This window comes from Paenibacillus xylanexedens, assembly GCF_001908275.1.
In the GTDB taxonomy this organism is placed as follows: domain Bacteria; phylum Bacillota; class Bacilli; order Paenibacillales; family Paenibacillaceae; genus Paenibacillus; species Paenibacillus xylanexedens_A.
In genome coordinates, this window is the sequence record NZ_CP018620.1 from 2,369,371 (window position 1) to 2,396,343 (window position 26,973).

24 protein-coding genes are annotated in these 26,973 nt (G+C 44.7%); 20 read left to right on the top strand and 4 right to left on the bottom strand.

Annotated elements, in window-relative coordinates:
• Window positions 1-11: 11 nt before the first annotated feature.
• The 18 genes from BS614_RS10330 (at window position 12) to BS614_RS10415 (ending at window position 19,230) form a co-directional block, all read left to right on the top strand.
• Window positions 12-947: a glycosyltransferase family 2 protein gene (locus BS614_RS10330; RefSeq protein ID WP_074093914.1), complete on the top strand. Its 936-nt coding sequence runs from the start codon at window positions 12-14 to the stop codon at window positions 945-947.
• Between the two features lie 15 nt (window positions 948-962).
• Window positions 963-1,985, top strand: a complete 1,023-nt coding sequence (locus tag BS614_RS10335) for a glycosyltransferase (RefSeq protein WP_074093915.1) — start codon at window positions 963-965, stop codon at window positions 1,983-1,985.
• Between the two features lie 26 nt (window positions 1,986-2,011).
• Window positions 2,012-2,911, top strand: coding sequence for a glycosyltransferase (locus BS614_RS10340; protein WP_074093916.1), 900 nt, complete (start codon window positions 2,012-2,014; stop codon window positions 2,909-2,911).
• 10 nt (window positions 2,912-2,921) lie between these two features.
• Window positions 2,922-4,295, top strand: coding sequence for a lipopolysaccharide biosynthesis protein (locus BS614_RS10345; protein WP_074093917.1), 1,374 nt, complete (start codon window positions 2,922-2,924; stop codon window positions 4,293-4,295).
• The gene (locus tag BS614_RS10350) at window positions 4,282-5,310 is read left to right on the top strand and encodes a polysaccharide pyruvyl transferase family protein (RefSeq protein ID WP_074093918.1); all 1,029 of its coding nucleotides are present in this window, start codon (window positions 4,282-4,284) and stop codon (window positions 5,308-5,310) included. The genes BS614_RS10345 and BS614_RS10350 overlap by 14 nt, the downstream gene beginning before the upstream one ends.
• On the top strand, window positions 5,307-6,689 hold the full coding sequence (locus tag BS614_RS10355; protein WP_074093919.1) for a sugar phosphate nucleotidyltransferase: 1,383 nt from the start codon (window positions 5,307-5,309) through the stop codon (window positions 6,687-6,689). The genes BS614_RS10350 and BS614_RS10355 overlap by 4 nt, the downstream gene beginning before the upstream one ends.
• A 32-nt stretch (window positions 6,690-6,721) precedes the next feature.
• Window positions 6,722-8,053 carry a UDP-glucose dehydrogenase family protein gene (locus BS614_RS10360; RefSeq protein WP_074093920.1) on the top strand — a complete coding sequence of 444 codons (1,332 nt, stop codon included), beginning with the start codon at window positions 6,722-6,724 and terminating at the stop codon, window positions 8,051-8,053.
• Window positions 8,054-8,067: 14 nt separating this feature from the next.
• On the top strand, window positions 8,068-9,003 hold the full coding sequence (locus BS614_RS10365; protein WP_074093921.1) for an LCP family glycopolymer transferase: 936 nt from the start codon (window positions 8,068-8,070) through the stop codon (window positions 9,001-9,003).
• 12 nt (window positions 9,004-9,015) lie between these two features.
• On the top strand, window positions 9,016-11,139 hold the full coding sequence (locus BS614_RS10370; RefSeq protein WP_074093922.1) for a WD40/YVTN/BNR-like repeat-containing protein: 2,124 nt from the start codon (window positions 9,016-9,018) through the stop codon (window positions 11,137-11,139).
• Between the two features lie 126 nt (window positions 11,140-11,265).
• Window positions 11,266-11,751, top strand: a complete 486-nt coding sequence (locus BS614_RS10375) for a VanZ family protein (protein ID WP_074093923.1) — start codon at window positions 11,266-11,268, stop codon at window positions 11,749-11,751.
• Window positions 11,752-11,844: 93 nt separating this feature from the next.
• Complete coding sequence (locus tag BS614_RS10380) at window positions 11,845-12,366, top strand: hypothetical protein (RefSeq protein WP_074093924.1); 522 nt, start codon at window positions 11,845-11,847, stop codon at window positions 12,364-12,366.
• Window positions 12,367-12,617: 251 nt separating this feature from the next.
• Entirely contained in the window at window positions 12,618-12,869 is a 252-nt protein-coding gene (locus BS614_RS10385) for a hypothetical protein (RefSeq protein ID WP_157116067.1), read from the top strand.
• Window positions 12,870-12,901: 32 nt separating this feature from the next.
• A complete protein-coding gene (locus BS614_RS10390) occupies window positions 12,902-13,810 on the top strand; it encodes an ABC transporter ATP-binding protein (RefSeq protein WP_047841976.1) in 909 nt (302 codons plus the stop codon).
• The gene (locus BS614_RS10395; protein WP_036668933.1) at window positions 13,803-14,594 is read left to right on the top strand and encodes an ABC transporter permease; all 792 of its coding nucleotides are present in this window, start codon (window positions 13,803-13,805) and stop codon (window positions 14,592-14,594) included. The genes BS614_RS10390 and BS614_RS10395 overlap by 8 nt, the downstream gene beginning before the upstream one ends.
• A 177-nt stretch (window positions 14,595-14,771) precedes the next feature.
• Window positions 14,772-15,845 carry an AI-2E family transporter gene (locus BS614_RS10400; protein WP_084174481.1) on the top strand — a complete coding sequence of 358 codons (1,074 nt, stop codon included), beginning with the start codon at window positions 14,772-14,774 and terminating at the stop codon, window positions 15,843-15,845.
• Window positions 15,846-16,062: 217 nt separating this feature from the next.
• A complete protein-coding gene (locus BS614_RS10405) occupies window positions 16,063-16,458 on the top strand; it encodes a GntR family transcriptional regulator (protein WP_074093926.1) in 396 nt (131 codons plus the stop codon).
• A 23-nt stretch (window positions 16,459-16,481) separates the two neighbouring features.
• Window positions 16,482-17,582 carry a DUF1648 domain-containing protein gene (locus BS614_RS10410; RefSeq protein WP_074093927.1) on the top strand — a complete coding sequence of 367 codons (1,101 nt, stop codon included), beginning with the start codon at window positions 16,482-16,484 and terminating at the stop codon, window positions 17,580-17,582.
• Between the two features lie 58 nt (window positions 17,583-17,640).
• A complete protein-coding gene (locus BS614_RS10415; RefSeq protein ID WP_074093928.1) occupies window positions 17,641-19,230 on the top strand; it encodes an alpha/beta hydrolase family protein in 1,590 nt (529 codons plus the stop codon).
• A 142-nt stretch (window positions 19,231-19,372) separates the two neighbouring features.
• Here the strand turns inward: BS614_RS10415 and BS614_RS10420 are convergent, their stop codons facing one another.
• On the bottom strand, window positions 19,373-20,731 hold the full coding sequence (locus BS614_RS10420; RefSeq protein ID WP_036668939.1) for a hemolysin family protein: 1,359 nt from the start codon (window positions 20,729-20,731) through the stop codon (window positions 19,373-19,375).
• Between the two features lie 376 nt (window positions 20,732-21,107).
• On the opposite strand from BS614_RS10420, the gene cls reads away from it, so the two are divergent.
• Both cls and BS614_RS10430 read left to right on the top strand, forming a co-directional pair.
• Entirely contained in the window at window positions 21,108-22,547 is a 1,440-nt protein-coding gene (cls, locus tag BS614_RS10425) for a cardiolipin synthase (RefSeq protein ID WP_074093929.1), read from the top strand.
• A gap of 348 nt (window positions 22,548-22,895) precedes the next feature.
• On the top strand, window positions 22,896-23,807 hold the full coding sequence (locus BS614_RS10430; protein WP_036611290.1) for a YitT family protein: 912 nt from the start codon (window positions 22,896-22,898) through the stop codon (window positions 23,805-23,807).
• Window positions 23,808-23,862: 55 nt separating this feature from the next.
• Here the strand turns inward: BS614_RS10430 and ligD are convergent, their stop codons facing one another.
• The 3 genes from ligD to BS614_RS10445 form a co-directional block, all read right to left on the bottom strand.
• Window positions 23,863-24,753, bottom strand: coding sequence for a non-homologous end-joining DNA ligase (gene ligD / locus BS614_RS10435; protein ID WP_074093930.1), 891 nt, complete (start codon window positions 24,751-24,753; stop codon window positions 23,863-23,865).
• A 71-nt stretch (window positions 24,754-24,824) separates the two neighbouring features.
• On the bottom strand, window positions 24,825-25,775 hold the full coding sequence (locus BS614_RS10440; RefSeq protein WP_074093931.1) for an ATP-dependent DNA ligase: 951 nt from the start codon (window positions 25,773-25,775) through the stop codon (window positions 24,825-24,827).
• 53 nt (window positions 25,776-25,828) lie between these two features.
• Window positions 25,829-26,926 carry a GerAB/ArcD/ProY family transporter gene (locus tag BS614_RS10445; RefSeq protein ID WP_074093932.1) on the bottom strand — a complete coding sequence of 366 codons (1,098 nt, stop codon included), beginning with the start codon at window positions 26,924-26,926 and terminating at the stop codon, window positions 25,829-25,831.
• Window positions 26,927-26,973: the final 47 nt, after the last annotated feature.

Genomic DNA, 26,973 nt, shown 5'->3' on the forward strand with positions numbered 1-26,973 from the left:
AAGGTGGTTCTATGGAAGCATTGGTAAGCTGTATTATAACAACGCATAATCGCGCTGAATTGTTGAAAAAGGCCATGGCAAGTGTGCTGGAGCAGACCTATCCCTTTCTGGAAATTATTATTGTGGATGATGGCTCACAGGATCATACCGAAGAGGTATGCAGAGCATGGACCAAGGAAGATCACAGAATACAATATATTCAGGTTCCTTATGCTCAAGGTGCCAATCATGCCCGGAATTTAGGGATACAACGTGCCAATGGAAAATATATTGCGTTCCTGGACGATGATGATCAGTGGCTGCCTGATAAAATTCAATCCCAGACCCGAGCCCTGGAAGAAAATAAAGGACTCTTCTGTTTTTGCAGTAAAGTCCTTGTCTATGTGGATCAGGATCACAAGGTGACTCGCAGGAAGGTGTCGGTTGAATCCCGTGATCTCGTATTCTACGCGGATTTGCTAACCTATAACTGGATCGGTGAAACCTCCAAAATTATGGTGCAGACCCAGCTGGCGCGCTCTGTCATGTTTGATGAACAATTAACCTCGGCACAAGACTATGATTTCTATCTTCGTATTCTGCAAAGAGGACATCATGCAATCAATATCAGGGAACCTCTTGTGCATATCTATATCCATCAGGGCCCACGAATCTCGACCTCATCCAAGAAAAAGTTTCAGGGACAACGCAAAGTACTGATTAAGTATTACAAGGATATGAGCGAGGAACAAAAGAGGCGTCAACTGCATCATTATCGCATGATGGAGTGGTCCAAGAATCCGAAGCGAAATGTTCTTTTCCTCAAAAATACGTTGGCTCTGTATCCATGGTGGAAAAATTTCACGTTGTTTAAGCGCAATATCAGGACCATACTGGTAGGTTATCGCTTGAGAAAACAGTTCCGAAGCGAAGCGTTGAGCAAAGAAGAGTATAAAGGAACAGCCTAAAGCAGAGGTGTAGTCATGCGAGAACCTGTAGTTTACATGTTGCCCAAAATGATCAAGACGAACAAATTCAATGAATTATTATCGCAGTCCATCGAAGATCAGGGATGGGATGTGAAGCATTTTTCTAAAAAAGACTTAAAACATGTCCGTAAGAATGATGTACTTCATTTTCACTGGCCGAGTTTTTATTACAAAGGAAGCAACGCGTTCTCGACATTCATCAAGTCCATATTTTTCATTCTTATGATTATGTATGTGAGACTAAAGGGTGCGAAGTTGTTCTGGACGGTTCATAACATATGGCCGCATAACAGCGGCAAAACGTGGCATGATTACTGGATGAGGACGTTTCTGGTGCGGAATTGTACCAAACTGATTGTAATGGGCAAACCGCTCATTCGCAGCGTAAGTGAGACTTTTCATGTGCCTGAGAATAAGATTGAAGTCATCCCTCACGGGCATTATCAAGGGGTATATGGACGAACAGGGCAGAACATCAGAAACCTTTTTAACATCCCGGCAAATGACTATGTCTTTGCTTTTTTTGGTCAGGTTTCACCTTATAAAGGGGTAGATGATCTAATCAAGGCGTTTAACCATCTGGATTGGAAGGATGCTCATCTGCTCATCGCTGGCAAGAAGTCAGCTGACTATGATCTGGAAGATTCAATACGCCATTCGGATCGCATTCACACGTATTTCAATTTTATTCAGGATGGGGAGTACTCGGATTATTTTGAAGCTATTGATTCGATGATTCTTCCGTATAAAAATATTGCGACATCAGGCAGTGCAATTCTGGCACTGTCTTTTGGTAAACCTGTCGTTGCCCCAAGAATTGGGCTTATGGAAGAGTACTTGCCTGAGAACTGTGCAGTATTATATGACCCTTCGGATCAGGAGGGACTGGAAGAAGCGATGAAGAAGATCCGAGCCAAGGATGATGAGTTCAGGGAAGGCAATGGATTCCAATCTATGCTAGACAAGTTGGAATGGTCAGGGATCGCGAAGCGAACGATTTCGCTTTATACGATCTAAATCAATGAGGATGCGGGGACGATTTAATGAAAGCCACTGTAGCCATATGCACGTATAACAGAGCCTATGATCTGAGTGAATCTGTTCTTAGTGCCACTCGGCAACATGTTGAATATGACGTTGAAATAATCGTGATTGATAACAATTCAACCGACCACACAGCGCAACTTGTTCAGGAGATTCAGGACATTGAAGGTGTAGATAACGTCAAGTATGTTCTGGAGAAAAAGCCGGGTTTATCGGCCGCAAGGAATCGAGCCATTCGTGAAGCACGCGGGGAGTACATCCTTTTCCTGGATGATGATGCTATCGCATCTCCGCTATGGATTCAACATATCGTTGATGTATTCGAGAGTGACTCTTCTATCGGATGTGTGGGAGGCAAGATTGAACCTCTCTGGGAGAGCCAGAAGCCAGACTGGATTCCTAGCGAGAACCTGTCGCTGTATACCATTCTGGATTATGCAGACCATGTCGTTGAGATGCCTAATCCATCGATACCGTTCGGTGCGAATGTAGCGTTTCGTACACAGCTCTTTCAGGACATCGCGCCTTTTCGTGAGGACCTGGGAAGAGTGGGGAAGAACCTGTTATCCAATGAAGAGAGTGAGCTAATCGCGCGGATCAGGGTCCAGCATAAAGTGTTTTATACGCCCTTCGGCTCCGTTCAACACAAGGTGTCCAAAGAACGAACGACCAAGAACTGGTTTTTGCGACGTGTCTTCTGGCAAGGCGTCAGTGATGCTGTTCGCAAAAAAGACAAGGGTACGATTCGAACAGTAAAACACGCTATCCGTTTGGCGCAAGGAGTTATTCGAGCCTTATTATGCATTTACAGTCCGAAGCGTTTCACCCGGCAACTGGCTCAAATCTGCTACCGGAACGGTCTGATCATCGGGATACTCAGATATAACAGTAAGGAATGAGGAATAGTTCATGTCACAACTCGTGCTCCCAAAACTCTTAAAAGGCAACAGTCTGTTACAGACCATTGTGCATACCAGTGGAACAAACGTCATTATTATGGTTTTTACCACGATTACTTCGATTATTACTTCTCGGATGTTTGGTGTTGAAGGTAAGGGAGCTTTTTCGGCGATCTTGTTCTGGCCGACATTTCTCATTGGCCTGGTAAGTTGGGGACTTCCAACCTCGATTATCTATAACCTGAAACGGGAAGCTGCGGAAAAAAGCGCTGAATATCTGCGACTTAGCTTCATGGTCCAAATTCCGATTAGCTTTATTCTTGGAGCGATTGCCTGGATCTATATGCCTTCCTGGATGGCGGATTACCCGCCAGAGGTCATTACGATTGCCCGCTGGTTTACCGTCACCAGTATTCCGGTACTGATCCTGATTAATCTGTTATCTGCTCTGTCGCAGAGTCGTGACAGATTCCAGGTCTATAACGGGATACGGTTATATAATCCGGTGTTGAAAGTGATTGTCATGATCTCTTTATGGTTGCTTGGTGCGATGAGCATTGGAATGGCTTCTTTTGTGTCCATAGCAAGTTCAGTGGTCGTTGTCGCATGGGCAGCATATACGCTCAGAGATAGCCTGAAGTTTAAGTGGTTTACCAAGGCTATCGATCGAAAGGCAGCCAAAAATCTGTTTGGTTACGGCAGTCGGGTATTTGGTGTGGAACTCCTCGGTACCCTCTACACCCAGTTCGACAAGATTATTATATTGGCTCTGCTTACGCCTAGAGATTTTGGACTCTATTCCGTCGTCTTTGCGTTATCTCGCATCTATAATGCGGTGCAAAATGCAATAAGCAGTGTTGTATTCCCCAAGGTCACCGGATTACCACAGGAACAGGTCATTCGTACCGTAGGGCGAGCATTCCGACTCTCTTTAATTATCATGACAATCATCGTCGTGCCAACCATGTTTGTAGGGAATTGGCTGATGGGTGTTTTGTTCGGTAATGAGTTTTTGGAGGCGAGTCAGGCATTTTATATTTTGGCTTTTGAATGTATTATTGGCGGTGGTTCCTGGATTCTCGCTTCTGCATTCAATGCTTTGGGAAGACCGGGGCTGGTTATGATCAGACAACTCATTGCGTTGTCAGTCACGATTGGTCTGTTTTTTGTGCTTACTCCCCTATGGGGATTAAACGGTATCGCCATTGCCCTGCTCATCGGCTCGATCGTGCGCATGATGGTCACCGTTGCAGCGATGAAGATCGCGTTTAAAGTCAAGTTTAGTGGCATGTTTTTCGACAAAAAGGATATTTCTTTCCTAACTGAACGGTTGAATAAAAAAAGAAGAGTCACCCAAGGAGGAGATGGAGATGCTGGGCACTAACAATATTCATCCCATGGAAGAGTTAAAGGGACACTTACTTCAGATTCTGAAGGTCATTCCCCCGCGTACCGATATCTATTATCTGGATTACCCGGTTCACAGCAATGGTGGAGACTTGTTGATTATGAAAGGTACGGAAGCTTTCTTCCGAGACAATCATATTAATGTACTTGCCAGATACAGCATTCTGGATTGCCCTTTGTCCCTTAAGGTACCGGAAGGTATCACGATCGTGCTGCACGGTGGGGGCAACTTTGGTGATCTGTACCCGGCTCATCAGAAATTGAGAGAACGAATGATTGCCCAGCATCCGAATCACCGGATTGTTATTCTGCCTCAGACGATGTTTTACAAAAGTGATATTGAATTGAAAAAGACAGCACAGGTATTCAATCGTCATAAGGATGTACACTTTTTTGTCCGGGATACATTATCTTATGAGATTGCCAGTAAAGAGTTTCAACACACGAACGTATACCTTTCTCCGGATATGGCGCATCAGTTGTGGCCTCTCAAATCCAAAAGCCAACCTGTTGCCGATATGCTCTATTTCTTCCGGAAAGATATTGAGAAAACTCAGAATCAGGTACATTACGAATCCATCAGTGGGCCTAAGGCCACATTCAAAGACTGGGAGACATTGTATAACCGGGTAGATCGGAAGATCATTCGCATGATCTCATCCCGTTTGAAATCAGGGAAAGGTAACGCTCTCTCCCGCTGGTTGTGGTACAAATACTCTGATCGGATGGTACATACAGCCGTAAAGGAATTCAATAAATACAAAACCGTCACTACATCTCGTCTGCATGGACATATTCTGGCTTGTCTTCTGGATCAACCGAACATTCTTTTGGACAATTCGTATGGCAAGAACTCGAATTATTATACAGCTTGGACGCGGAACAATCCGGTAGGCAGACTGGAAGCTGGTCAGACCTGCACATATAACCAATCAACCAAGGCAGGTAAAGGATCTGGGGCGGTTGTGCTCTCGGATGGAGCAGCGCTATGAGAAGTATCTTGTTATCCGGTGGATCGGGTAAGCGTCTCTGGCCATTATCCAACGATTCAAGGTCCAAGCAATTTCTTAAAGTGCTCCATGGACCCGAGGGTGAACCGGAATCGATGGTGCAACGGGTATGGCGGCAAATGAATTGTGCCGGACTTGCATCTCAGGCGTTGATTGCAACCAGTCTGCCACAGGTCGAGATTCTGACTTCACAGCTTGGAGACGATGTAAGACTAGTCGTGGAGCCGGAGCGCAGAGATACGTTTCCTGCCATTGCACTCGCCGCTTCTTATCTGTACTCGGTGGAGAGTGTGAGTCTGAGTGAAACGGTTGCTGTACTGCCTGTAGATCCTTTTGTCGAAAAGGAGTTCTTCGAGGTTCTGGCGACCTTGCCTGAGATGCTCGATAAGTCAGGTGCTGATCTGGCTTTAATGGGAGTGGTACCGACCTATCCTTCAGAGAAGTACGGATATATCATTCCGCAATCCATATCTTCCGGCAACAGTAACAACGAATACGTTAATGTAGCGAAGTTCCAGGAGAAACCCTGCGAATCCAATGCGGCCCTCATGATTGAGCAGGACGCATTATGGAATTGCGGGGTTTTTGCTTTTAAGCTGGGTTATTTGATCAATCTGCTGATTGAGATGGAACTACCGATCCAGTATGACGAGATGCTGAAGCAATACGGAAGATTGAACAAGATCAGTTTTGATTACCAGGTTGTCGAGAAAGCAAATCAGATTATTGCCATTCCGTATAACGGATTTTGGAAAGATCTGGGTACATGGAACACGCTAACGGAAGAGATGGGAACTTCGGTGGTAGGTAAAGGCTGGATTACGGATGATTCTCATGATACTCATCTGATCAATGAATTGAACATCCCGGTTGCCATTTTGGGGTTATCGGGTGTGGTTGTGGCCGTAAGTCCGGATGGCATTCTGGTCAGTGACAAAGAGGCTAGCCCACGCATCAAGGAAATCTTGAAAAACGAGGATCAACGCCCCATGTATGAGGAGCGCCGATGGGGGTGCTACCGGGTGCTGGATTATACGAGAAATGAAACCGGCGGCGAGGTTCTCACCAAACGAATCTGCATCAGTGCCGGGAAGAACCTGAGCTATCAATATCATCTGCTCCGCAATGAGGTATGGACGGTGGTGTCTGGAACAGGGGAATTGATTCTGGATGGCAAGCGTCGAAAGATCAGCCAGGGAGATACGGTGATTATTGATCGAAGCATGCTTCATTCCGTCAGAGCCGTTACTGAACTGGAGATCATTGAAGTGCAGATCGGTAGTCAATTGATTGAGGAAGATATCGTTAGAGTATCCACTGAATGGCAGGACATTGTTCAGACTTATATGAAGCACGTTTAACCAAGACTTTATGATATGGGGGAGATGTTGGAATGAATATTACGGTGATTGGAACAGGTTATGTAGGTTTGGTATCAGGCGTATGTTTTTCGGAACTGGGAAATAACGTGATATGCGTCGACAATAATGTAGAAAAAGTGACTATGCTGACGGATGGTCATGTTCCAATCTATGAACCGGGACTCAAGGAAGTCATGACTTCCAATATGGAAGCGGGCAGGCTGACCTTCACCACCAACATTCAGGATGCTATCCATCGTTCAGATATCATTATTATCGCGGTCGGAACGCCATCCCTGCCGAATGGTGAAGCGAATCTGAGTTATATTGAGCTTGTTGCACGAGAAATTGGTTCTTATATGGATAATTATAAAATAATAATGACTAAAAGCACTGTTCCTGTCGGAACCAATGATCGTATTCAGGAATGGATCAGCAGTTTGACGAGTCATGCGTTCGACATGGCATCGGTACCTGAGTTCCTTCGGGAAGGCACGGCTGTGAAGGATACACTGTATCCTGACCGGATAGTCATTGGGACACATAGCGAGAGGGCAGTCGCCACACTGAAAGAGCTGCATCAGCCACTAACCGATCAGATTATTGTAACGGATATTCGTTCGGCGGAGATGATTAAGTATGCCTCCAACGCTTTCCTGGCAACCAAGATTTCCTTTATCAACGAAATTTCTAATATCTGTGAAAAGGTAGGGGCGGATGTTGGTCGCGTTGCTGAAGGCATGGGGTATGACAGACGAATCGGTGCATCTTTTCTCAAGGCAGGCATTGGCTATGGAGGTTCCTGTTTCCCTAAGGATACACAAGCTCTGATTCAAATTGCAGGCAATGTCGATTATGACTTCAAACTGCTGAAATCCGTTGTGGAAGTGAACAAAGATCAACGTTTCAACGTGATTCGTAAGCTCGAAGAGGCATTAGACGTACTGGATGGCAAACAAATTGCGGTCTGGGGTCTTGCCTTCAAACCGGATACGGATGATGTACGGGATGCACCGGCGGTTGAAATTATTCAACGACTGCTTGATCAGGGAGCAACGGTTAAAGCTTACGATCCTATTGCTACGGAGAATTTCCGAAAGGAGGTTGATTCACCGGGCATTACATGGACATCTAGTGCAATGGAAGCCGCCGAGGATGCCGATGCGCTCTGTGTCCTAACCGAATGGAAGGAGTTTATGGAGGTAGATCTGACGGAACTGGCAGTGCATATGAAGCAACCGATTTTAATCGATGGAAGAAATATTTATGAAGAAGACCAGATCAAGGATACTGCTTTTCAATATTACTCTGTAGGTCGTCCAGGATTAACGAATATTGATGGAAGAAAAACTGCAGTTCTGTAACCGGGGGCATGAACATGAAACTCAAACTGGGGATCAAAATTACGTTAGCAGTTCTCATCCTTATGATAGTCATTGTACTTGGGTACGCAATCTATCTGTACCTCCATGTAAAATCAGCTGCAGACAACATCTATGAGCCCCGGGAACCCATCAAACAGGTATCTATTGTGGATAACAGGGGAGGAGGCAGGTTCCCCATAGACATGGAGAATCAGGAACCGTTCAACGCCCTGATTCTGGGTGTGGATGAGCGAGCCAATGATCGTGGACGCTCCGACACCATGATCGTGCTCAGTGTGAATCCAGCTCGAAAATCTGTGCTCATGTTTAATATCCCTCGCGATACGCGCACGAGCATCGTAGGGCATGGAACAGAGGACAAAATCAACCATGCCTATGCCTTTGGCGGTGTGAACATGTCTGTACAAACGGTTGAACAATTCCTCGGAGTCCCCATGGACTATTATTTGAAAGTGGATATGGAAGGATTCGCTAAAGTTATCGATTTGGTTGGTGGGGTAGATGTCCACAATCCTTTTGCCTTTGAATATGAGGGTCATCGATTTGAGAAGGGCACCCTCCACTTGGATGGTGCAAGTGCACTGGGATTTTCACGCATGCGTTATGATGATCCCAAGGGTGATCTTGGGCGAAATGACCGGCAGCGTGAAATTATCAAACAGGTATTGAAAAACACCGTTCAGATATCTACTGTATTTCAGTTGGAGTCATTGCTTGGAGAAGTAAGCGAACATGTCAAAACAGACATTTCATTTGATGAGATGAAGCAGATGCTCAGTAATTATCGCAACGTGCTGGAACATGTAGAATCGGTTGAAATTAAAGGTACAGGTAAGAAAATCGACGGAGTATATTACTACATGGTGGAACAGTCTGAGAAGAATCGGATACATCAGTTGATCAAAGAACACTCCCGGTTAAATGGATAAGGGGTGAACCACATGCGTATGTTCAGGCTGCCTAAATTGGTATTGATCGTCATTTTAATGTATGCACTTATGATTCCGACAACCCCAAATGTTGTTCAGTCTGCTGAAAGTTATCAATGGGATCAGATACCCATTGGCGGTGGAGGTTACGTTACAGCGGTTGTTGTTCACCCAACGGAACCTGATTTGGTCTATGCTCGTACGGATATTGGTGGTGTCTATCGGCTCGATCCCATAAATAACAGGTGGATTCCTTTATTGGATCATATTGAGTCGGGCGAAAGTAATCTATACGGCATTGATGGGATTGCACTGGATCATCAGAATCCGGATATCATCTATGTTGCTGCCGGAAAGTATGCGAACGGGAGTCCCAGTGACATTTTGAAGTCGACAGATCGGGGCGCGACGTGGACCCGAACGGGATTAAATCTTCGTAATGTTTCCAATGGAAATATTCATAGGGCCATGGGGGAGAGTATCGCTGTCAACCCATCAAACTCAAATTATCTGCATGTAGGTACAAGATACGATGGATTATATACATCCAGTAATGGCGGAGATACATGGAGCCAAGTACGTGAAGTTCCCTATGGTCTCTCAGGGCAGGGGATTCGGAGTGTTGTATATGGAGTTAACCCGGCAGCTAAGCATGAGCAAGTTGTGTATGCCGGTGTAAGAGGCATTGGAATCTTTGCCAAAATGAAACGAAGCAATGGCCAGATGACCTGGGAATTGATTAGAAATAGCCCGGAGAGTACAGCTCGGATGACGGTTTCCAAAAGCGGAATTTTGTATGTGACAACAGATAACAGTGGAATCCTGAAATATAATGGTAAGCAATGGACTAATATTACCCCGAGTTCGGAATATTCATCCTACTATGGTATTAGTATTGATCCCTCCAATGATAATCACATTCTGGCGGCTGTTCGAACGGGTGGCAGTAACTTACCCTTATATCGCTCCGCCAATAGTGGTCAAACCTGGACCAGCGTGAACAAAACGTTGAACGACAGACCTCCATGGTGGTCATCTAATATGTTTTTTTCGGCGACATCAAGTATAGTATTTGATCCACATCATCCTGGTAGAGTATATGTCTCCGACTGGTCAGGTGTATTTAAAACAGATGACATCACACAACCGATGACCCAATGGGATGCGATTACAGATGGACACGAGGAAGTCGTTGCCCTTTCAGCTGCGACACCACCTCAAGGAGCCGCTTTATTTAGTGGTGTGGCTGATCAGGTAGGATTCAGGCATTCGGATATATTCAATACACCTATCCAAAAGCTCCCACTTGCAGGCATGCAGGAAGTGGTTAGCATCGATTATCACGAGGCAGATCCCAATCAGATCATTTATTTGGGGAGCAACGATTGGTATGGAACCATCACCAAGCTATTTGTGTCAACCGATAATGGACTGACAACTACCTCTGTGAACGTTCCGGCGGGTTCTCAATTGGGGCGTATAGCTTATTCGGCTTCCAATCCGAATTTAATTATTTATTTCCCGCAGAAAGGAAAGGCAGTGAGGAGCACCGATAAAGGTATAACCTGGCAAAGTATGAATGGACTTCCGTCAAACAATACTGGAGGAGAGTCCATATTCACGTATAATCAAACACTGGCAGCTGATCGAACAAATGGGAATAAGTTTTATGCGTATTACGCTGGACATTTGTATCGAACAAATAACGGTGGAGCTAACTGGATTAAGGCGAACATTGTTGCATTGCCGCAAAGTGAGAAAATCAAGGTGGAAGCTGCACCAGAAATGGAAAATGTAGTTTGGGTGAGTCTTGGGGGAGCAGGCTTGTATGCTTCTAATAGTTCCGGTGCTGCGTTCACCAAAATACAAAATGTACAATCGTCCGAATTATTTGCTTTTGGAAAAGGGAAATCGGGCGGAGTTACTCCTGCTGTCTTTATCTATGGCATGGTCAATCAGGTCAAAGGATTTTTCCGTTCCGACAATATGGGACTCACCTGGGAAAATATCACACCAGCAACAGGGATCGGTATCGGTAATGAGCCCCAAGTAATGGAAGCTGACCGCCAGACGTATGGAAAGGTCTATGTAGGTACGAATGGTCGTGGATTATTTACAGGCTATTTTGTCCAATAAACATTACTTGGCTCTATAAGAAGTATATAAAGAGATATGAAAGTGGTGATTACAATCCTAATAGGGGAGGGCTCCCGGCGTAGGCGACGTAATCATAAGCGAAGAAGATATGGATACCTGATCTCCGTGCTTCTGATTATATCGTGGATTTTGTTCATCTGGTCCATGTCAGCACAATCCTACCAGCAACAAACGATTCAGCCTTGGCTTCATCAATGGTCTGAGCAGATCCAATGGGTATTAAGCTTGCCTGATATCCAGTTCACTTATGGTGAGCATCATTATTCACTGAACGCACGCCCCTATGACTTTGCCGAGTTCATATTTCGTAAAAGTGCGCATGTATTTGTTTATGCTGTGCTAGCTGTACTTGTCTATTGTGGCATGCGTTATCGAAGAAGCGGTATGAAAACCTGTATAGGAATTGCACTGGCTACTGTGATTGTGATCGCATCAATTGATGAATATATCCAGCAATTCAGCCCCAATCGGACAGCTTCCATTCGAGATGTAGGAGTTGATCTGATTGGTGGTCTCTGTGGTGTTATGTTATGGATAGCGGGCGTAGCGATCTATCGAAAATTAAGTTCATTTAGCCGCTATCATCGCTAAAGAACGTGATTTCCCAGGAAATTAGATGTATCGTTCAACTTCTACTTGTCTGTCATCCATCATAAGTATGGAGTAGGACAAGGAGGACTGGACATGCTGCGAAGAAGGAACCGGAATGCTTTGCTCAAAAAGATCGGGTTCATCACGATCATTGTATTATTGCTGTGGTTGATTGCCAGAACCATTCCGTATTTGTTTCAGGCAGATACAACGGATGAAGCTGCTGCTGTTGCCGAAGAGTTTTACAAATATGAGCAGACAGGTGACTTCGGCAGTTCGTGGGAACTCTTTCATCCTCTGATGAAAGAGCGGTTTCCCAAGAGTGCTTACGTACAGAACAGAGCACATATATTTATGCAGCATTTTGGCGTGGAAACGTTTGGATTGGAGATGGAAAAGCCGGAGCGCGAGTTTGATGTAACCGTGATCGATGGTGTTAAGCCATTTTCTGAAGCCTACAGAATCCGGGTCACCCAGAAGTACTCAGGTACCTTTGGCCAATTCGATATTGTGCAGACCTGTTATCTGGTAGAGGATGGCGATGAGTGGACCTTACTCTGGTATTATCCAAATCAGAAAAATGAGGATACCTCGCAGGTCGATAATAGTGACTGATCAGGAAATAATATTAACCCATACATTGAACCGAATTGTATCATTTACCTAACATGAGGCTCCATAAATGCGAGACTTTTGTCGCATTTATGGAGCTTTTTTTGTGTTTTGCTTGTTTTTATGGCTGTAAAGCCTTGACATTAGTCCCGGTGTCAAGTAAATTACGAGATAGATACAAAATGTATCAATTTTCAGCGTCTAACGACAAATAACAAGGACTTCTAAGCTCCTTGTGAGGGGAAGGAATATCATTGATCGAAACGGGCCGCTTTTACTGTGTCAGTTGTGGGATGATTGTGTCGGTCACTAGAAGCTCTGTCGAAATGAAGGAAGAGGGCAATGGAGGCAATCACGTATTTCGCACCGGATTCTATCGGAGTGAAATGCCGCTTGGATGCTGTGAAGCGTGTGTAGTTGAAGCGAAATGTCAGGGGAAATCCCAGTTTGCGGGACAATATACTAAAGATTATGATACACTATGTTCATATGAGAAACGGGCATGAATGATGTGCTCGTCCATGAAGGAGGGGATTGAATGCAGCAGGAGCCGGTCGTCCGGATTCAGGGCGTCAGCAAAATCATATCCTCCCGATCATTGGTCAGCGACCTGACTCTGGATATTTCTCCGGGGCAGGTTTTTGGTTTTTTAGGACCTAATGGCGCGGGGAAAACAACAACGATTCGGATGATGGTTGGACTGATGTCCATCAGTAAAGGTGATATTTTCATCTCGGGACACAGTGTGAAGAATGAATTTGAGAAGGCGGTAGCCCAGGTAGGAGCTATTGTGGAAAATCCGGAAATGTACAAGTTTCTGACCGGGTACCAGAATCTCGTTCACTTTGCCCGCATGTCGCCGGGAGTTACGAAGGAACGTATTGCTGAGACGATTGAGCGTGTGGGGCTTACGGCCCGTATTCACGATAAGGTCAAAACCTATTCACTGGGCATGCGCCAGCGTCTGGGTGTCGCGCAAGCGATATTACATAAACCGAAGCTGCTTGTACTGGATGAGCCGACTAATGGTCTGGACCCACAGGGTATACGGGAACTGAGAGATTATTTGCGTCAGCTTACCCAAGAGGAAGGTATTACAGTCTTTGTATCCAGTCATTTGTTGTCAGAGATGGAGCTGATGTGTGATACGGTGGCCATCATCCAGAATGGCAAGTTAATCGATGTAAGAAACCTTCGGGCTGAAGCCGGTTCGGATGCATTAATCGAAGTTGCTTTTGAGCTGAATGATGCAGATCGTGCTGCGGATCTGATTCAGGGTGCTGTCGTACAGGGCAATGTCCTGGTGATGCGGGTGTCTCGTGAGCAGATTCCGGATATCAATGCCAAGCTGGTTAGCGAAGGGTTTCAGGTATACGGTATTCGTAACGTGACTCACACCCTGGAAGAACAATTCTTGCAAGTCACTGGGGGTGGAGGCATTGGGTAGTTTTGGTAATCTGATATTGAACGAGAATATGAAAATTTTCCGTCGTCCCCGTACCTGGATCATGTTATCGATTCTGGCGCTGATCTCGCTATTAATGCCAGTGTTACTGCGAGAAGGAATGGGATCCAATGAAGTTTTGTACTGGGAAGCGGCTGTAACGACCATCCAGATTACGTTTTTCCTGAACACGATCTTCTGTGTCGTGATTGCAGCGGAATCGGTTGCGGGCGAATTCACCTGGGGAACCATTAAGCTATTGCTGATTCGTCCATGGTCACGAAGCAAAGTTCTTGCTTCCAAGTATCTGACCGTCGTTGGCTTCAGCATTGTCAGTACACTGCTGATCATCGCGATGGCCATGCTAACGTCTTATATCCTTTTCTCGCATGATGCTCCGGGAGGAAGCAGTAGTCCGGCTACGAATGCTCTGACGTTATGGGGATATTTGTACGTTGATCTGTTCATTACGCTTGCGATTGCCTTTATGGTGTCCTCCGTATTTCGTTCAGGTGCACTTGCGATTGGATTATCCCTGTTCATTATGTTCTCACAGAGTATCTTTTCACTCATATTCAATCCGGTCCGTTATGAGTGGGCCAAGTATGTTCTGTTCAACAACATGGATCTTAGCAAATACATGACCTCCGGGGCGGATTTTGCGCTAATGGGTGGTCCAAGTGCGGGAATGACACTGGGTTTCTCCATTGCAGTTCTGGCGGTGTATTACGTTATTTTCATGGTGATTTCCTGGGTTGTATTCAGCAAAAGAGATGTGGCAGGCTAACGCCTGCTTCTTTTTTTTGCTCCAATGTTTGTTTTGGAAAGAAAATAAGTGTATATTCAGCATCGCCTGTGGCATGACTGTCATTTAAGGGTACTTAGTATCATAAGTAAATGACTAGATATACATATGAACGCCGCAGTCACTTTGGCAGAGCAGCGCATGGAGGGATCACGTTTCTTGATAAATAACAAGTTCTACCGCATATGCACAGCGATTATTCTGCTGCTGCTCATCGTGTATCTGGGGGAAAAAGTGAACTTTATTTTCAGCCCCCTGACCTCACTGATTCACATCATCATCATTCCGCTGCTGATTGCTGGTTTCTTCTATTATCTGCTGCGCCCGCTTGTCGATTATATGGAAAGGCATAAGATCAAACGTGCATTGTCAGTTCTAATTATTTATGTCGTAATTGCATTAATACTTGCAGGTTTTAGTGTGCTTGTATGGCCTTCCCTGCGTGAACAATTGATGAATTTCGTGGAGAATGCTCCAGCGTTGGTTACTTCACTCAGCGATCAGTTGAATGCACTTGAAAGGAGCAATGTTGTATCCAGATACCTGCCTGATGATTCCAATCTATTCTCACGATTATCCGATGTTCTGAGCCAAGGGATCACTCAGGTAACCAATTATGTCTCCGGGTTATTCTCCGTGGTATCCAATCTGGTTATTATTCTGGCAACGTTCCCGATCATGTTGTATTACATGCTCAAGGAAGGCAGCAAGTTTGGAACGAATCTGACCTTATTGTTGCCAAGGCATTATCGGAAGGATGGGGAAGAAACCGTCCATGAGATCGATGAAGCACTAAGCAACTATATTGTTGGCCGGGTTATTGTTAATGTAGCCCTGGGGATTCTGATGTACATCGGTTTTCTCATCTTAGGTTTGCCTTACGCATTGCTGCTGACTGTTGTATCCATTATTCTGAACTTCATCCCTTATGTGGGTGCTTTGCTGGCAGCTATTCCGGTTGTCATTGTTGCGTTTATCGAATCACCTTCGATGGCGATCTGGTCCCTGGTTATCATTGTAATCGCACAGCAAATTCAGGATAACCTGATCTCACCGTATGTCTATGGCAAACAGCTCGATATTCATCCACTGACTACCGTTATCCTTTTGCTCGTGGGGGCTGACCTGGGAAATATCTTGGGTATGATCATCGTTATTCCCCTGTATATGATTATAAAAATTATAGTTCGCAAGATCCATTATCGGATTGTTGAGGATAAGACTGAACTCTGAATGGAGTTAGAAATACATCTCTGTCATATGCTCGACTAATGTTTGTTCTTGAATCACATCGATAAGCTCATCAGGATAAGCAGCATATCAATGGTGAAGGGGGTCAGGTAAGTTTGCCCTCGCCATTAATAGGCGGCTTTTTTTTCATATATATTGCTCACTCATGTTATACCTGTTATACTTGATATATAACAGATAACAAAAAGAAGGTGAACTCTTGATTATTCAACTGGATATGCAATCCGAACTTCCCATCTATTCGCAACTTGTTTATCAAATTATTGAAGGCATTGCTAGTGGTGAGTTACAGCTAGGTGAGGCGTTACCTTCGGTTCGGAATTTGGCCGCAGATATCGGTGTTAACCTTCACACCGTCAACAAGGCTTATACACTACTCAAGCAAGATGGATACATTCTGGTTCATAGACAAAAGGGAGTTGTAGTGAACCCTGATGGAATGCCTGGTTTAACGGATGATTTTTTGAAAAAGCAGCAAAGAGAATTAAGACCGATTATTGCGGAAGCGATCTGTCGTGGAATGACCAAAGAGGAACTATCTGCAGTGTTAGACCAAATGTATGATGATGTGAAGATGGGTCACAACAGAGAATAACGAATCAAGGGAGTGTGTTATGTATGCAGTTATTTAGTATATTACCTATCATTTTAATTTTTGCTCCATTAGCCTTACTTCTATCCTTTGCACCATATTTGACAAGGGAAACCATTAGCTTTGGGGTTACGGTAAGTCAATATAATTACTACACACCCATCTTACGTAAGCTAAGGAGTACGTTTGCTACAGTAAGTCTGATCGGAAACGGGATGATTATGCTTGTCTGTCTGTATTTTCTCCGATCTGCTAATGAAGATTCTACCGCAATGATTACCGGTGTTAGCACAATGATATTTATTGTGTACTGGGCAGCACTACACATCTTATTTCATTTCAAGATGAAAAAGATAAAAGGAACACTTACAACTGTAGAAGCACCTCAAAGAGTGAAAATCGATACCACCTTCCGCCAAAATAAACTCACCTATTCCAACTATTGGTTTCTCATTCACATGGCTATTATTGCAGCCATTGCGATCATTTCGATCCTGAATTATAAATCACTACCTAACGTCATTCCAATAAAATATGATCTTCAGGGCCATGTCACTTCCAGTGTGCCTAAAACCTACTTCTCGGTACTGGCTATTAATTTTGTACAGCTAGGAATCATTGCACTTATGATGTTGGTTAACTGGAGTATTAAATCAAGCAAACAACAGCTTACTACGTCTAATCCGGGCCAATTTGCTGCTGAAAATATTCAATTCCGCCGTAAATGGTCCCTATTTACGCTTGTAACAGGCTTACTTCTTACCATCTTATTTGCCTTCATTCAGATCAATATGTTCGTCCCTAATCTGGTCTTGTTAACAGCTATTAGCTTCATCACTCCTGTGGTGATCGTGTTAGGTGTTGTATGGCTGTCTCTCACAGGCAGACAAGGCGGTGGGAAAATTCGTAATCAACAAGAGGATCATGAACGATCTAAGGAGCAGCCTGTGAATGACGATGATTATTGGAAGCTTGGGTTTATTTACTTCAATGCCAATGATCCTTCTTTAACCATAGAAAAGCGTTATGGAATAGGCTGGACAATTAACTTCGCTCGTCCAGTATCTTGGGTCCTGTTGTTATTCATCATTGCTATTGTTGTTATAAGTATAGTCCTGAGCCAATAAAGGCTCATAATTCTATGCATATAATAGATGAAATTAATTATTAGGAGGAGTTATTACAATGAACAATTGGAAAAAGCTATTACTTTCTCTTACTTTCGTAGGTCTCATTCTTCCGGTAACATCCATCTCAGAAGCTGCTGAAAAATCCGCTGGTAGTGAAAATCTTGTTCCTGTTCGTGAGATTGCAGAAAAGAATGGGGCAGAGGTATCTTGGCAACAAAAAACAGGACAAATCACAATACGAAAAAGTGAGCTTACGATTATAGTTAAGGTAGGAGAGAAACAGGCGATGGTGAATGGGCAAGCCATATCCTTAGACAATCCTGTTCAGTTAACGAAAGGAACTACCTATATGGATGGGGCATTTCTTTCCGAGACGCTGAAGGCAGCACCTGAGGATATATTCATTTCCCTTATAAGTGAGGGCGATGGCCAGGAGGCTGCCAAGTATGTTCATACCTCTGTGAGTGGAGTGTTGTCACCCACGTTGTTGAGTCAGCTGTGGGGAGCTTTAGAAGGACAAAATGGCAAAATTACAAGTGAAGCCATAGCTAAGCATGTAGAAAATAATACAGTGCATCGCAATGTTACCTATACGTTCAAAACAGAGCTGACTCGTTTAAATATTACGGTCAGAATGAATCAAAACGGACTTGTGGATGATTTGCATATTGCCGCCGCTACGCCAGATGTGTATCAAAAACCAAGCTACGACGACCCATCTGCCTATACAGAACAAGACATTACGGTTGGTCAGGGTGATTTAGCTTTGCCAGGGACATTAACTTTGCCCAAGGGAGAGGGACCTTTCCCGGTTGTCATTCTGGTACATGGATCTGGGCCTAGCAATCAAGATGCTGCCATTGGTGGTGCAAAGCCGTTTCGCGATCTTGCGGTAGGTTTGGCTTCACAAGGAGTTGCTGTATTAAGATACGATAAGGTTACGTATGAGCATACCTATAAGGTGGCTTCACAGCCTAAATTCACATTAAAGCAAGAGAGCGTAGTTCAGGTAAACGATGCAGTGGAATTCCTTAAAAAGAATGCACATATTGATTCTACAGCGATTTTTGTAGCTGGACATAGTCAAGGCGGGTTTGCAATGCCGTTAATCATTGCTGAGGATAAACAACATGATATTGCAGGAAGTATTCTACTTGCTGCACCAAGTAGTAGCTTTGCGGATGTGCTTACCGAGCAGCAGGACGAATTGGTAGAGCGGATGAAGCAGCTTGGTTTAGACACGGATGTCATTCAAGGGCAAGCTGATTTTTATAAAAATGTGGCTGCGATGGTTAAAGATCCAAAATATTCTGTAGATCATCTTCCTGAGGCGTTTCCACTTCAACCTGCTTATTGGTGGTTTGAGCAAAGAGACTATGTGCCTGCGGAACTGGCTAAAACACAAAATACACCTATGCTTGTTATACAAGGCGAAAACGATGTGCAAGTGTCTATGAATCAATTCCAAACCTGGAAATCGTCTCTTCAAGGTCATTCCAATGTAACGTACAATAGCTATCCAAAGGTAAATCATCTTTTATCCAGCTATGATGGACTTTCAATCGGTCAAGAGTACGCTGAGCCATCTAATGTCTCCAAAGCCATTATCGATGATATTGCGAAGTGGGTATTAAAATCAAACTAAAAACGGGAGTTCCATTCTTGGGTTGAATGATAATTTGGAGAAGTGACGGATAGGGCGAGATATAATAAGAAGAGGAGCACTTACCAAAATAGGCAAGTGCTCCTCTTCTTATTTATAAAATTGCTTTATTTATAAAATTGCTTTATTTAGACCAATTGGACTCTTTCTCGTCTTCATCGGTATAATCAGACATGGTCAGTGGTTCCTTGGGAACAACGGCCACTTTGTAGAACCGATTCTTGTCTTTTTCCAGCAGAACAAAGATTAGATTCTCGAACTCATATTCTTCCTGTTCGTTCATCTCGGGACGATGGCTGTAGAGCCATCCACCAATGGTGTCCCACTCATCTGCATCCAGGCTGGACATAAACATGTCGTTCACCTTCGATAAGGAAACCTTGCCATCCATAATGACATAGTTCTCATTGATGACTTGAATATCTTCCACTTCGTCTGCGTCGAACTCGTCGCGAATCTCACCAACAATCTGCTCAAGCACATCCTCGATGGTTACAATTCCGGAAGTTCCTCCATATTCGTCGACAAGTACGGCGATATGTACGCCATCCTTCTGCATTTTCTTGAGCAAGTCCTTCACAGGAGTTGTTTCGTGAACAGCCGATACAGGCTGAATCAGGGAGGATAGATCAACAGGTTCATCGTTTCCGTAAAGTTCCAGGAAGAATTGTTTCGTATTAATGATACCGATGATATCGTCTTTACTCTCATTCACTACTGGAAAACGTGTATATTGTTCTTCACGAATGATCTCCAGGTTTTCCTCGTTTGTTCTATTCACATAAAGGCAGACCATATCGGTCCGGGGTACCATGATTTCTTTGGCTAACATCTCATCAAAAGCAAAGATCCGGCTTACATAACCGAATTCAGCTTGGTTGATTTTACCACTTTCAAAGCTTTCATTAATGATGATCTGCAACTCTTCTTCGGAGTGTGCATCTTCATGTTCAGAAGCAGGTTTGATTCCGAACAGTTTCACCAGTTGGTTCGCTGAGCCGTTTAACAGCCAGATAAAAGGATACATAATTCGGTTAAACCAGATGATAGGTGTAGACGTCAGCAGTGCAACAGTCTCGGCTTTCCGGATTGCAATCGTTTTTGGAGCGAGTTCACCAACCACAACATGCAGATACGTGATGGAAGCAAACGCGATTACAAACGATAAGAATGAAGAAACCGCCTCAGGAATTTGCAAGCTTTCGAACACAGGGTGGAGAATCTTCTCTACCGTTGGTTCACCCAGCCAGCCCAGTCCCAGAGATGTGATCGTGATTCCAAGCTGGCAGGCAGACAAATATCCGTCCAGATTGGCAACGGCTTGTTTAACAGCCAGCGCACGCTTGTTTCCTTCTGCAATCATTTGATCGATCCGGCTCGGACGAACCCGTACCAGAGCGAATTCCACTGCGACAAAAAACGCCGAAAGTCCTATCAAAAAAGCAACCAATACTAAATTTAACGCATACCTCTCACTTTCCATTCACTGCTCTTCTCCTTTAGGTAATAAGTTTTTAACGATTATTATATCTAATTTCACGTAAGAAGACCACCTCCAGACAAAGAAATGAGGAAGAGTCTGGAAGGTGAAATGAGCAGATTGGCGTCACAATGCGAATCTGCTCCATCATTAAACTGATATGTAGAAGGTAACACAGTCAGAATATACAATGAACGAAGTAGAAATTTGAATTTCCAGAATCAAGTATTCCGTCTGCTTATGTAAAGTTTTATCTAAGCAAACGTTACGAATAGGGGGTACATTGGGTATCTATGATTAGCTGTATACATAATCGTCAAAGATGTGTAGGTGAGAGAAAGGCAAGGCCATGAAGCTTGCCACCTGAGGAGGAAGCCGAATGTTCTGGCTGGTCATTATATTACTCGTATTTATTTTCCAGGCAGCCACAATTCTTTTGCTGGAATTTCGTAATCCGGCTAAAGCTGTGGCTTGGCTGTTTATTTTGTTCTGCGTGCCGTTGATCGGTTTTGTAGTGTACTATTTTGTAGCGCAGGATTATAACAAACGAAAAAAACTTCGCAAGGGTGGATCGCGCATCTTCCGTGAAATGAAGGAAACGATCTGGGAACAAGCCCACATCATTGGAGATGTCGAACAGATGCCTGGCGATCGTTTCAGCCACCAGCATCGATTGTTTAACCTGTTATCCCATCTGTCGGAGAGCCCGATTACAGGTTGTAACCACAGTACGGTGCTCACAAATGGTGAAGAGGCATTTGCGGCAATGCTGAGGGAAATGGAAAAAGCAAAGCACCATCTGCATGTGGAATTTTATATTTTCCGTGATGATGTGATCAGTACGAAGTTTCAGGATGTCATGATTCGCAAGGCACAGGAGGGCGTGAAGGTTCGGTTTATCTGTGACGGTCTCGGCAGCCACAAGATGAAAGGAAGCTTTATCCGTAAACTTCAGGATGCAGGTGTGGAATTCCATTATTTTCTACCGCCACTGATTGCAACGATTGACCGCAGAGTAAACTACCGGAATCACCGTAAAATTGTTGTTGTGGATGGACAGGTTGGTTTCGTGGGTGGCATTAATGTAGGTGATGATTACCTTGGGCAATATCCGGAGGTGGGTTTCTGGCGGGACACACATGTGCAGATTGAAGGAGATGCCGTATACTTTCTGCAAAGTACGTTTCTTAACGACTGGAAATTGGCTGCTGGTGAGCGAATTACCGAACCGCAGCTTGCAGAATTGTTTCCACCCCATATCTGTAGCGGGGAAGAACGAATTCAGATTCTGGCCAGTGGGCCGGATCAGGACTGGGATGCCATTCAGGAGATGTGTTTTGGGGCCATTTCGGTAGCTTGTGAACGGATATACATTACCACACCTTATTTTATACCTGACCCTGCACTGTATGAGGCACTCAAAACAGCTGCTGTCAGTGGTGTCGATGTAAGAATTATCATTCCGTATCAATCCGATTCTAGGCTCGTGCATCTGGCGTCACTTTCATATGTGGAGGAACTATTGAGAGCAGGTGTGCAGTTCTTCCAATATCGCAAAGGTTTTGTACATGCCAAAGTGATGATTGTGGATGATTTGCTCGCTACAGTCGGAACTGCCAACATGGATATGCGCAGTTTTTTCTGTAATTTTGAGTTGACGGCTGTCCTGTTCGAGTCCTCTGCGATTCATCGTCTGATCACTGACTTTGAACGTGATCTCGGGGAATGCAGTCAGATCGATGGGAAGGTATTTCAGAAGCGTTCACGATGGCAAAAAGGCGCAGAAATGCTTTCTCGGATGCTTTCTCCGCTTCTTTAGCCGATTTAGGGCAGATTTCTGAAGATAAGTTCACTTTTTGTGAATTTATCTTCTTTTTGCTAAGTATTTTGCGCAAATTTGATCTTTTATGATATAATAGATATATAAATCATGTCTTGGCGAAGGAGGGGAGTCTGCGGGAAAACAGGCTCCCTTTTGCTCTCTTTTGAAAGTGCAAACCGGGATGAATAACATTTTGAATCCATTTTATATCGCCTTTAGATGCTTGCGCTGTATAGCCAGGGTACATATAGAACGCAGTTTGCTGTTCTCCATATGTAGATTCACCCTGAGTATTTAAATGATTTATAAAATGGATTCACACACTGATTTAACGGGGGGGATACCATGTCCAATGTAACGGTGAAAGAACTAACAGCCAAGCAAGCTGACCGCGGGGTCAAAAGCTCGGTGTTTACATTAAAGCTGCTGCAACGTATTGTGATGATTCTGATCGGTGCTGCACTAATGGCTGTATCGCTTGAAGTGTTTCTCGTACCGAATGGTGTTATTGATGGTGGGATTACGGGGATTTCAATTATGGTGTCAGAACTTACAAATTTGCCACTCGGAGTATTCCTGACCTTGCTCAACTTGCCTTTCCTGATTCTGGGTTACAAGCAGATTGGTAAAACATTTGCGTTATCCACGCTGCTGGGGATTGTGGTCATGTCCATCGGGACATCATTATTGCACCATGTTCCTGCATTAACACCAGGGGAGCCTTTGCTCGGAGCTGTATTTGGCGGATTGATCCTGGGTGTGGGTGTTGGACTTGTCATTCGGTCTGGCGGTTCACTGGATGGTACGGAGATTGTGGCCATCTTGCTTAGTGAGAAGTCACCTTTGTCTGTAGGACAGATCGTATTGTTCATTAACGTGTTTATTTTCGCAGGTGCAGGATTTGTATTCGGCTGGCCGAATGCCCTGTATTCCATGATTGCATATTATATTGCGATGAAGATGATTGATATTGTGAATGAAGGACTTGATCAGTCCAAATCGGTATGGATCATTAGTGAGAAATATCGTGATATCGGTTCAGCCCTGACAGACCGTCTTGGTCGTGGTGTAACTTTCCTGGATGGAGAGGGCGGATTCAGCGGGGACGAGAAAAAGATCATTTTTGTCGTGATCACCCGTTTGGAAGAAGCGAAGCTGAAGACCATCGTTGAAGATTGGGACCCGCAAGCCTTTGTGGCTATCGGTAACATTCATGACGTGAAGGGCGGACGTTTCAAGAAAAAAGGTATCCATTAGCGATTGATATACACATGAATGATAATAGCCGACACCCTTGTGATGAGGGAGTCGGCTATTTTTTCTTCAAATGTTTGAGAATGTGTTCAACGGGTTGGGGTTCAACAGCTGCGATTAAATCGCCGGTTTTGTTCAAGCGTTCAATAATGTTCATCAGATGGTAATCCTGGATGGAGGTGTTGCTTCTAACCTCATCCCAGGTAAGGGGTGTGGAGACAGTGGCGCCGGATTTGGCACGTGGTGTATAGGGAGCGGCAAGGGTCTTGCCTCCATAATGCTGGAGATAGTCAAAATAAATGCGGTCTCCACGGTCCTTTTTGAGTCGTTCCAGTGTGAACAGATCCGGGTGCTTCTGAGTGACATATTTGCCTACAAAATAACCGATCTCTCTCAATTCATCAAAGGTTACCCCCTGCACAATGGGAACGATGATTTGAACTCCTGTTGCGCCCGAAGTTTTGGGGATGGACCTCAGACCAAGGGAAGTCAGGGTTTCGCCAACGATGAGTGCAGCTTGCATAATCCGGGGTTCATGTTCCTGAGAGGGGTCCAGATCAATCATCCATTCACTGGGCAGATGGCTTCCCACAGTATGCAGAGAAGGATGAAATTCAAGTGCAGCCAGATTACCGAGCCATAACAATTCGGGAAGTCCGTTCATGACCACATAGCGGATGCCGTCGTGAACTTCAGTGCGCACATAATCTGGTACAGGCTCAGGGGCATTCTTTTGATAGAAAAATGTTCCTCCGGCGCCGTGGGGATATCTTATCGTGGTGAGAAGTCGATTGCTCGTATACGTGAGCAGATAAGGAGCCAGAGCGGCCAGCTTTTGCAGATAGATGGCTTTGGTAACACCTGCTTCCGGCCATAAGAGCTTGTCCGGGTTGGTGACCGTCAGCTCAGTGCCTTCTATTATGATGGTTCCTTGGATCTTAGGGGCCATACAGAACACCTCCTATTGTGTAATGAGTCTTTGAGTCACTAGGCTGAAACACGAGTGGTGCGATCTCCTCCTCATTGAAGAAGCTGGTTCGCCAGACAATCCTCACGGGTTACATCCGCGAAGGTCTGAATACTGGGATGGCGTAGAGTGTTATGATGAGTCAGCTCCATATATTGCACTTTGACTCCTATTCGTGGTTCCACCCAGGTGGTCTCCGCACTGCGCTCGGGTACATTATGGAACGGTCTGTCCTGCCTGATCAGAGGCTCGACTTGATGTGTGAGTTCCCGCCACGTATTGGAGTTCAGCTTGCCAGTCCCGACATGACCAATATAGACAAAGTTTGGCCCATTATATACTCCGACCGCGACGGCATTCACAATACCGCTCCGGTACGTGACTCCCCCGATCATGGCATATACATCATGCATGATTTTGACCTTCTGCCAGCGCTGGTCCTTGCCCTGTATGCCATAACTGCTGGTGAGATCCTTGCAGACAATGCCTTCCATCTGATGTTGTCTCATGACTGTAAGCAGGGAAGCGGCATCAAGTGTATTGGTGACCTCCTGAACATGGGGAGCGGTGTTAAGGATCTCGTGCAACAGGCGCTGTCGATCTGCCAAAGGCTGATCCGTCACCCATTTCCCCTCATAGAACAGGATATCAAATACCATATATGTGACCGGAATCTGATGTATGGCTTGGGCGATACCTTCGGGTCTGCTCATCCGATCCCGCCGAAGAACATGATAAAACGAAGGTTTTCCGGTATCCGGGTCCAGCGCAATAACTTCTCCATCCAAGATATAGGAGGAGCCTGAACATAAATTGCGTGGTGTTACCAACTCGGGATACTGTGCAGTTCGATCATGTAATCTGCGATTCACCAGGCGCAGCTCCTGCCCGTCCTCATAGGCAAGCATGCGGACTCCATCCCACTTGATCTGGGCAATCCATTGCGGCCCTGTGGGCAAAGTATCTCTGGAGATAGGCTCGAACGGAATCAACGGTTTAAACATGGGGAACTCCTCTCTCGTATCAACCAATTAGCTCAGGTTAATTCGGAATTTAGTTATATTTTTTGAAAACGGGATTTCATATGATGCACCAAAATGAGCAGTAACGGAAGTGCTATGCCACAGGTCAGATCCCAATCAATCCAATAGGGAATAACGACCTTGAGATAAAAGTTCTCGTTTGGAGAGATTAGAATAGACATGGCGAGAATAAGCATGGCACCCGGCAGGATCAGAGAACGGTGACTGGACAAGCGAAACAGGTGAGCGACGCCCAGGACAAAACCGTAGAAGAAGAGAGCGGCTTTGAAGAAAACAGCGATAATCCAGACCGATGTCATGAAGGCTTCAATACGTTGCATAAAGTTTCCGATATTGATCTTCTGTGAAAGGTTGAATGAAGCGAACCAATGATGCTGGGTCATCCATGGTCCCATGACGAGCAGACACATACTTAACGTCAGTGTGAGTAACAATCCGCCAATCATCCCTGCTAACAGAATGTCCTTCTCCAGATGGGGCTCATTTTTCGTGTAGGGAAAAAGCATCATGAAGATGCACAACTCGCAGTAAGGATATGTGAGTACAGCAACAAAACCTTTGAATGGATCAAGAAATCCTTGTGCAAGCACAGGTTGGATGTTAGCTAAATGTATATGGGGGATTAGACATATCGTCAGAATAAGCAGAAACAACACGATCAGAGGAAGAAAGACCTCAGCAGTCTTACCAATGCTCTCGAGACCCGACAGAAGCCCCCAGACAATCGCACACATAAAAACCAAATGCAGAATCAGTAATGGAGATTCCGGTAAGATCTGGGTAGACATAAAATCGCCAATCTCCCTAATGAACGTTGAGGTACTGATCAGGAAATAAAAGAGATAAAAAGAACCAAACAAGGTCCCGATCCAGGGTCCCAGTGTTCGAAGGGCATTTTGCATCAGATTCAACCGGGGATGCAGTTTGTAGGCAACAAGCATAATGAAGAGTATGCCAAGGCCCCCTGCGACACCCAACAAGGCTGATAACCAGGCATCCTGATGAGCGTAGGATGTGATCATGGAAGGGAAGACCAGAATTTGCTCCCCAATTGTGCACAGGAACAGGAGTGAAGCGAGCTGTCTAACAGTCAAACGTCCCTTTTCGATCATGAGGTATCTCCTTAATATATCTTGTCTATGTATTGGTTAGAATGCAC

What these genes read in the sequence shown, in the direction of transcription:
- BS614_RS10330 (WP_074093914.1), top strand. Translation starts at nt 12, where the DNA reads ATGGAAGCATTGGTAAGCTGTATTATAACAACGCATAATCGCGCTGAA.
- BS614_RS10335 (WP_074093915.1), top strand. Translation starts at nt 963, where the DNA reads ATGCGAGAACCTGTAGTTTACATGTTGCCCAAAATGATCAAGACGAAC.
- BS614_RS10340 (WP_074093916.1), top strand. Translation starts at nt 2,012, where the DNA reads ATGAAAGCCACTGTAGCCATATGCACGTATAACAGAGCCTATGATCTG.
- BS614_RS10345 (WP_074093917.1), top strand. Translation starts at nt 2,922, where the DNA reads ATGTCACAACTCGTGCTCCCAAAACTCTTAAAAGGCAACAGTCTGTTA.
- BS614_RS10350 (WP_074093918.1), top strand. Translation starts at nt 4,282, where the DNA reads ATGCTGGGCACTAACAATATTCATCCCATGGAAGAGTTAAAGGGACAC.
- BS614_RS10355 (WP_074093919.1), top strand. Translation starts at nt 5,307, where the DNA reads ATGAGAAGTATCTTGTTATCCGGTGGATCGGGTAAGCGTCTCTGGCCA.
- BS614_RS10360 (WP_074093920.1), top strand. Translation starts at nt 6,722, where the DNA reads ATGAATATTACGGTGATTGGAACAGGTTATGTAGGTTTGGTATCAGGC.
- BS614_RS10365 (WP_074093921.1), top strand. Translation starts at nt 8,068, where the DNA reads ATGAAACTCAAACTGGGGATCAAAATTACGTTAGCAGTTCTCATCCTT.
- BS614_RS10370 (WP_074093922.1), top strand. Translation starts at nt 9,016, where the DNA reads ATGCGTATGTTCAGGCTGCCTAAATTGGTATTGATCGTCATTTTAATG.
- BS614_RS10380 (WP_074093924.1), top strand. Translation starts at nt 11,845, where the DNA reads ATGCTGCGAAGAAGGAACCGGAATGCTTTGCTCAAAAAGATCGGGTTC.
- BS614_RS10390 (WP_047841976.1), top strand. Translation starts at nt 12,902, where the DNA reads ATGCAGCAGGAGCCGGTCGTCCGGATTCAGGGCGTCAGCAAAATCATA.
- BS614_RS10410 (WP_074093927.1), top strand. Translation starts at nt 16,482, where the DNA reads ATGCAGTTATTTAGTATATTACCTATCATTTTAATTTTTGCTCCATTA.
- BS614_RS10415 (WP_074093928.1), top strand. Translation starts at nt 17,641, where the DNA reads ATGAACAATTGGAAAAAGCTATTACTTTCTCTTACTTTCGTAGGTCTC.
- BS614_RS10420 (WP_036668939.1), bottom strand. Translation starts at nt 20,731, where the DNA reads ATGGAAAGTGAGAGGTATGCGTTAAATTTAGTATTGGTTGCTTTTTTG.
- cls (WP_074093929.1), top strand. Translation starts at nt 21,108, where the DNA reads ATGTTCTGGCTGGTCATTATATTACTCGTATTTATTTTCCAGGCAGCC.
- BS614_RS10430 (WP_036611290.1), top strand. Translation starts at nt 22,896, where the DNA reads ATGTCCAATGTAACGGTGAAAGAACTAACAGCCAAGCAAGCTGACCGC.
- ligD (WP_074093930.1), bottom strand. Translation starts at nt 24,753, where the DNA reads ATGGCCCCTAAGATCCAAGGAACCATCATAATAGAAGGCACTGAGCTG.
- BS614_RS10440 (WP_074093931.1), bottom strand. Translation starts at nt 25,775, where the DNA reads ATGTTTAAACCGTTGATTCCGTTCGAGCCTATCTCCAGAGATACTTTG.
- BS614_RS10445 (WP_074093932.1), bottom strand. Translation starts at nt 26,926, where the DNA reads ATGATCGAAAAGGGACGTTTGACTGTTAGACAGCTCGCTTCACTCCTG.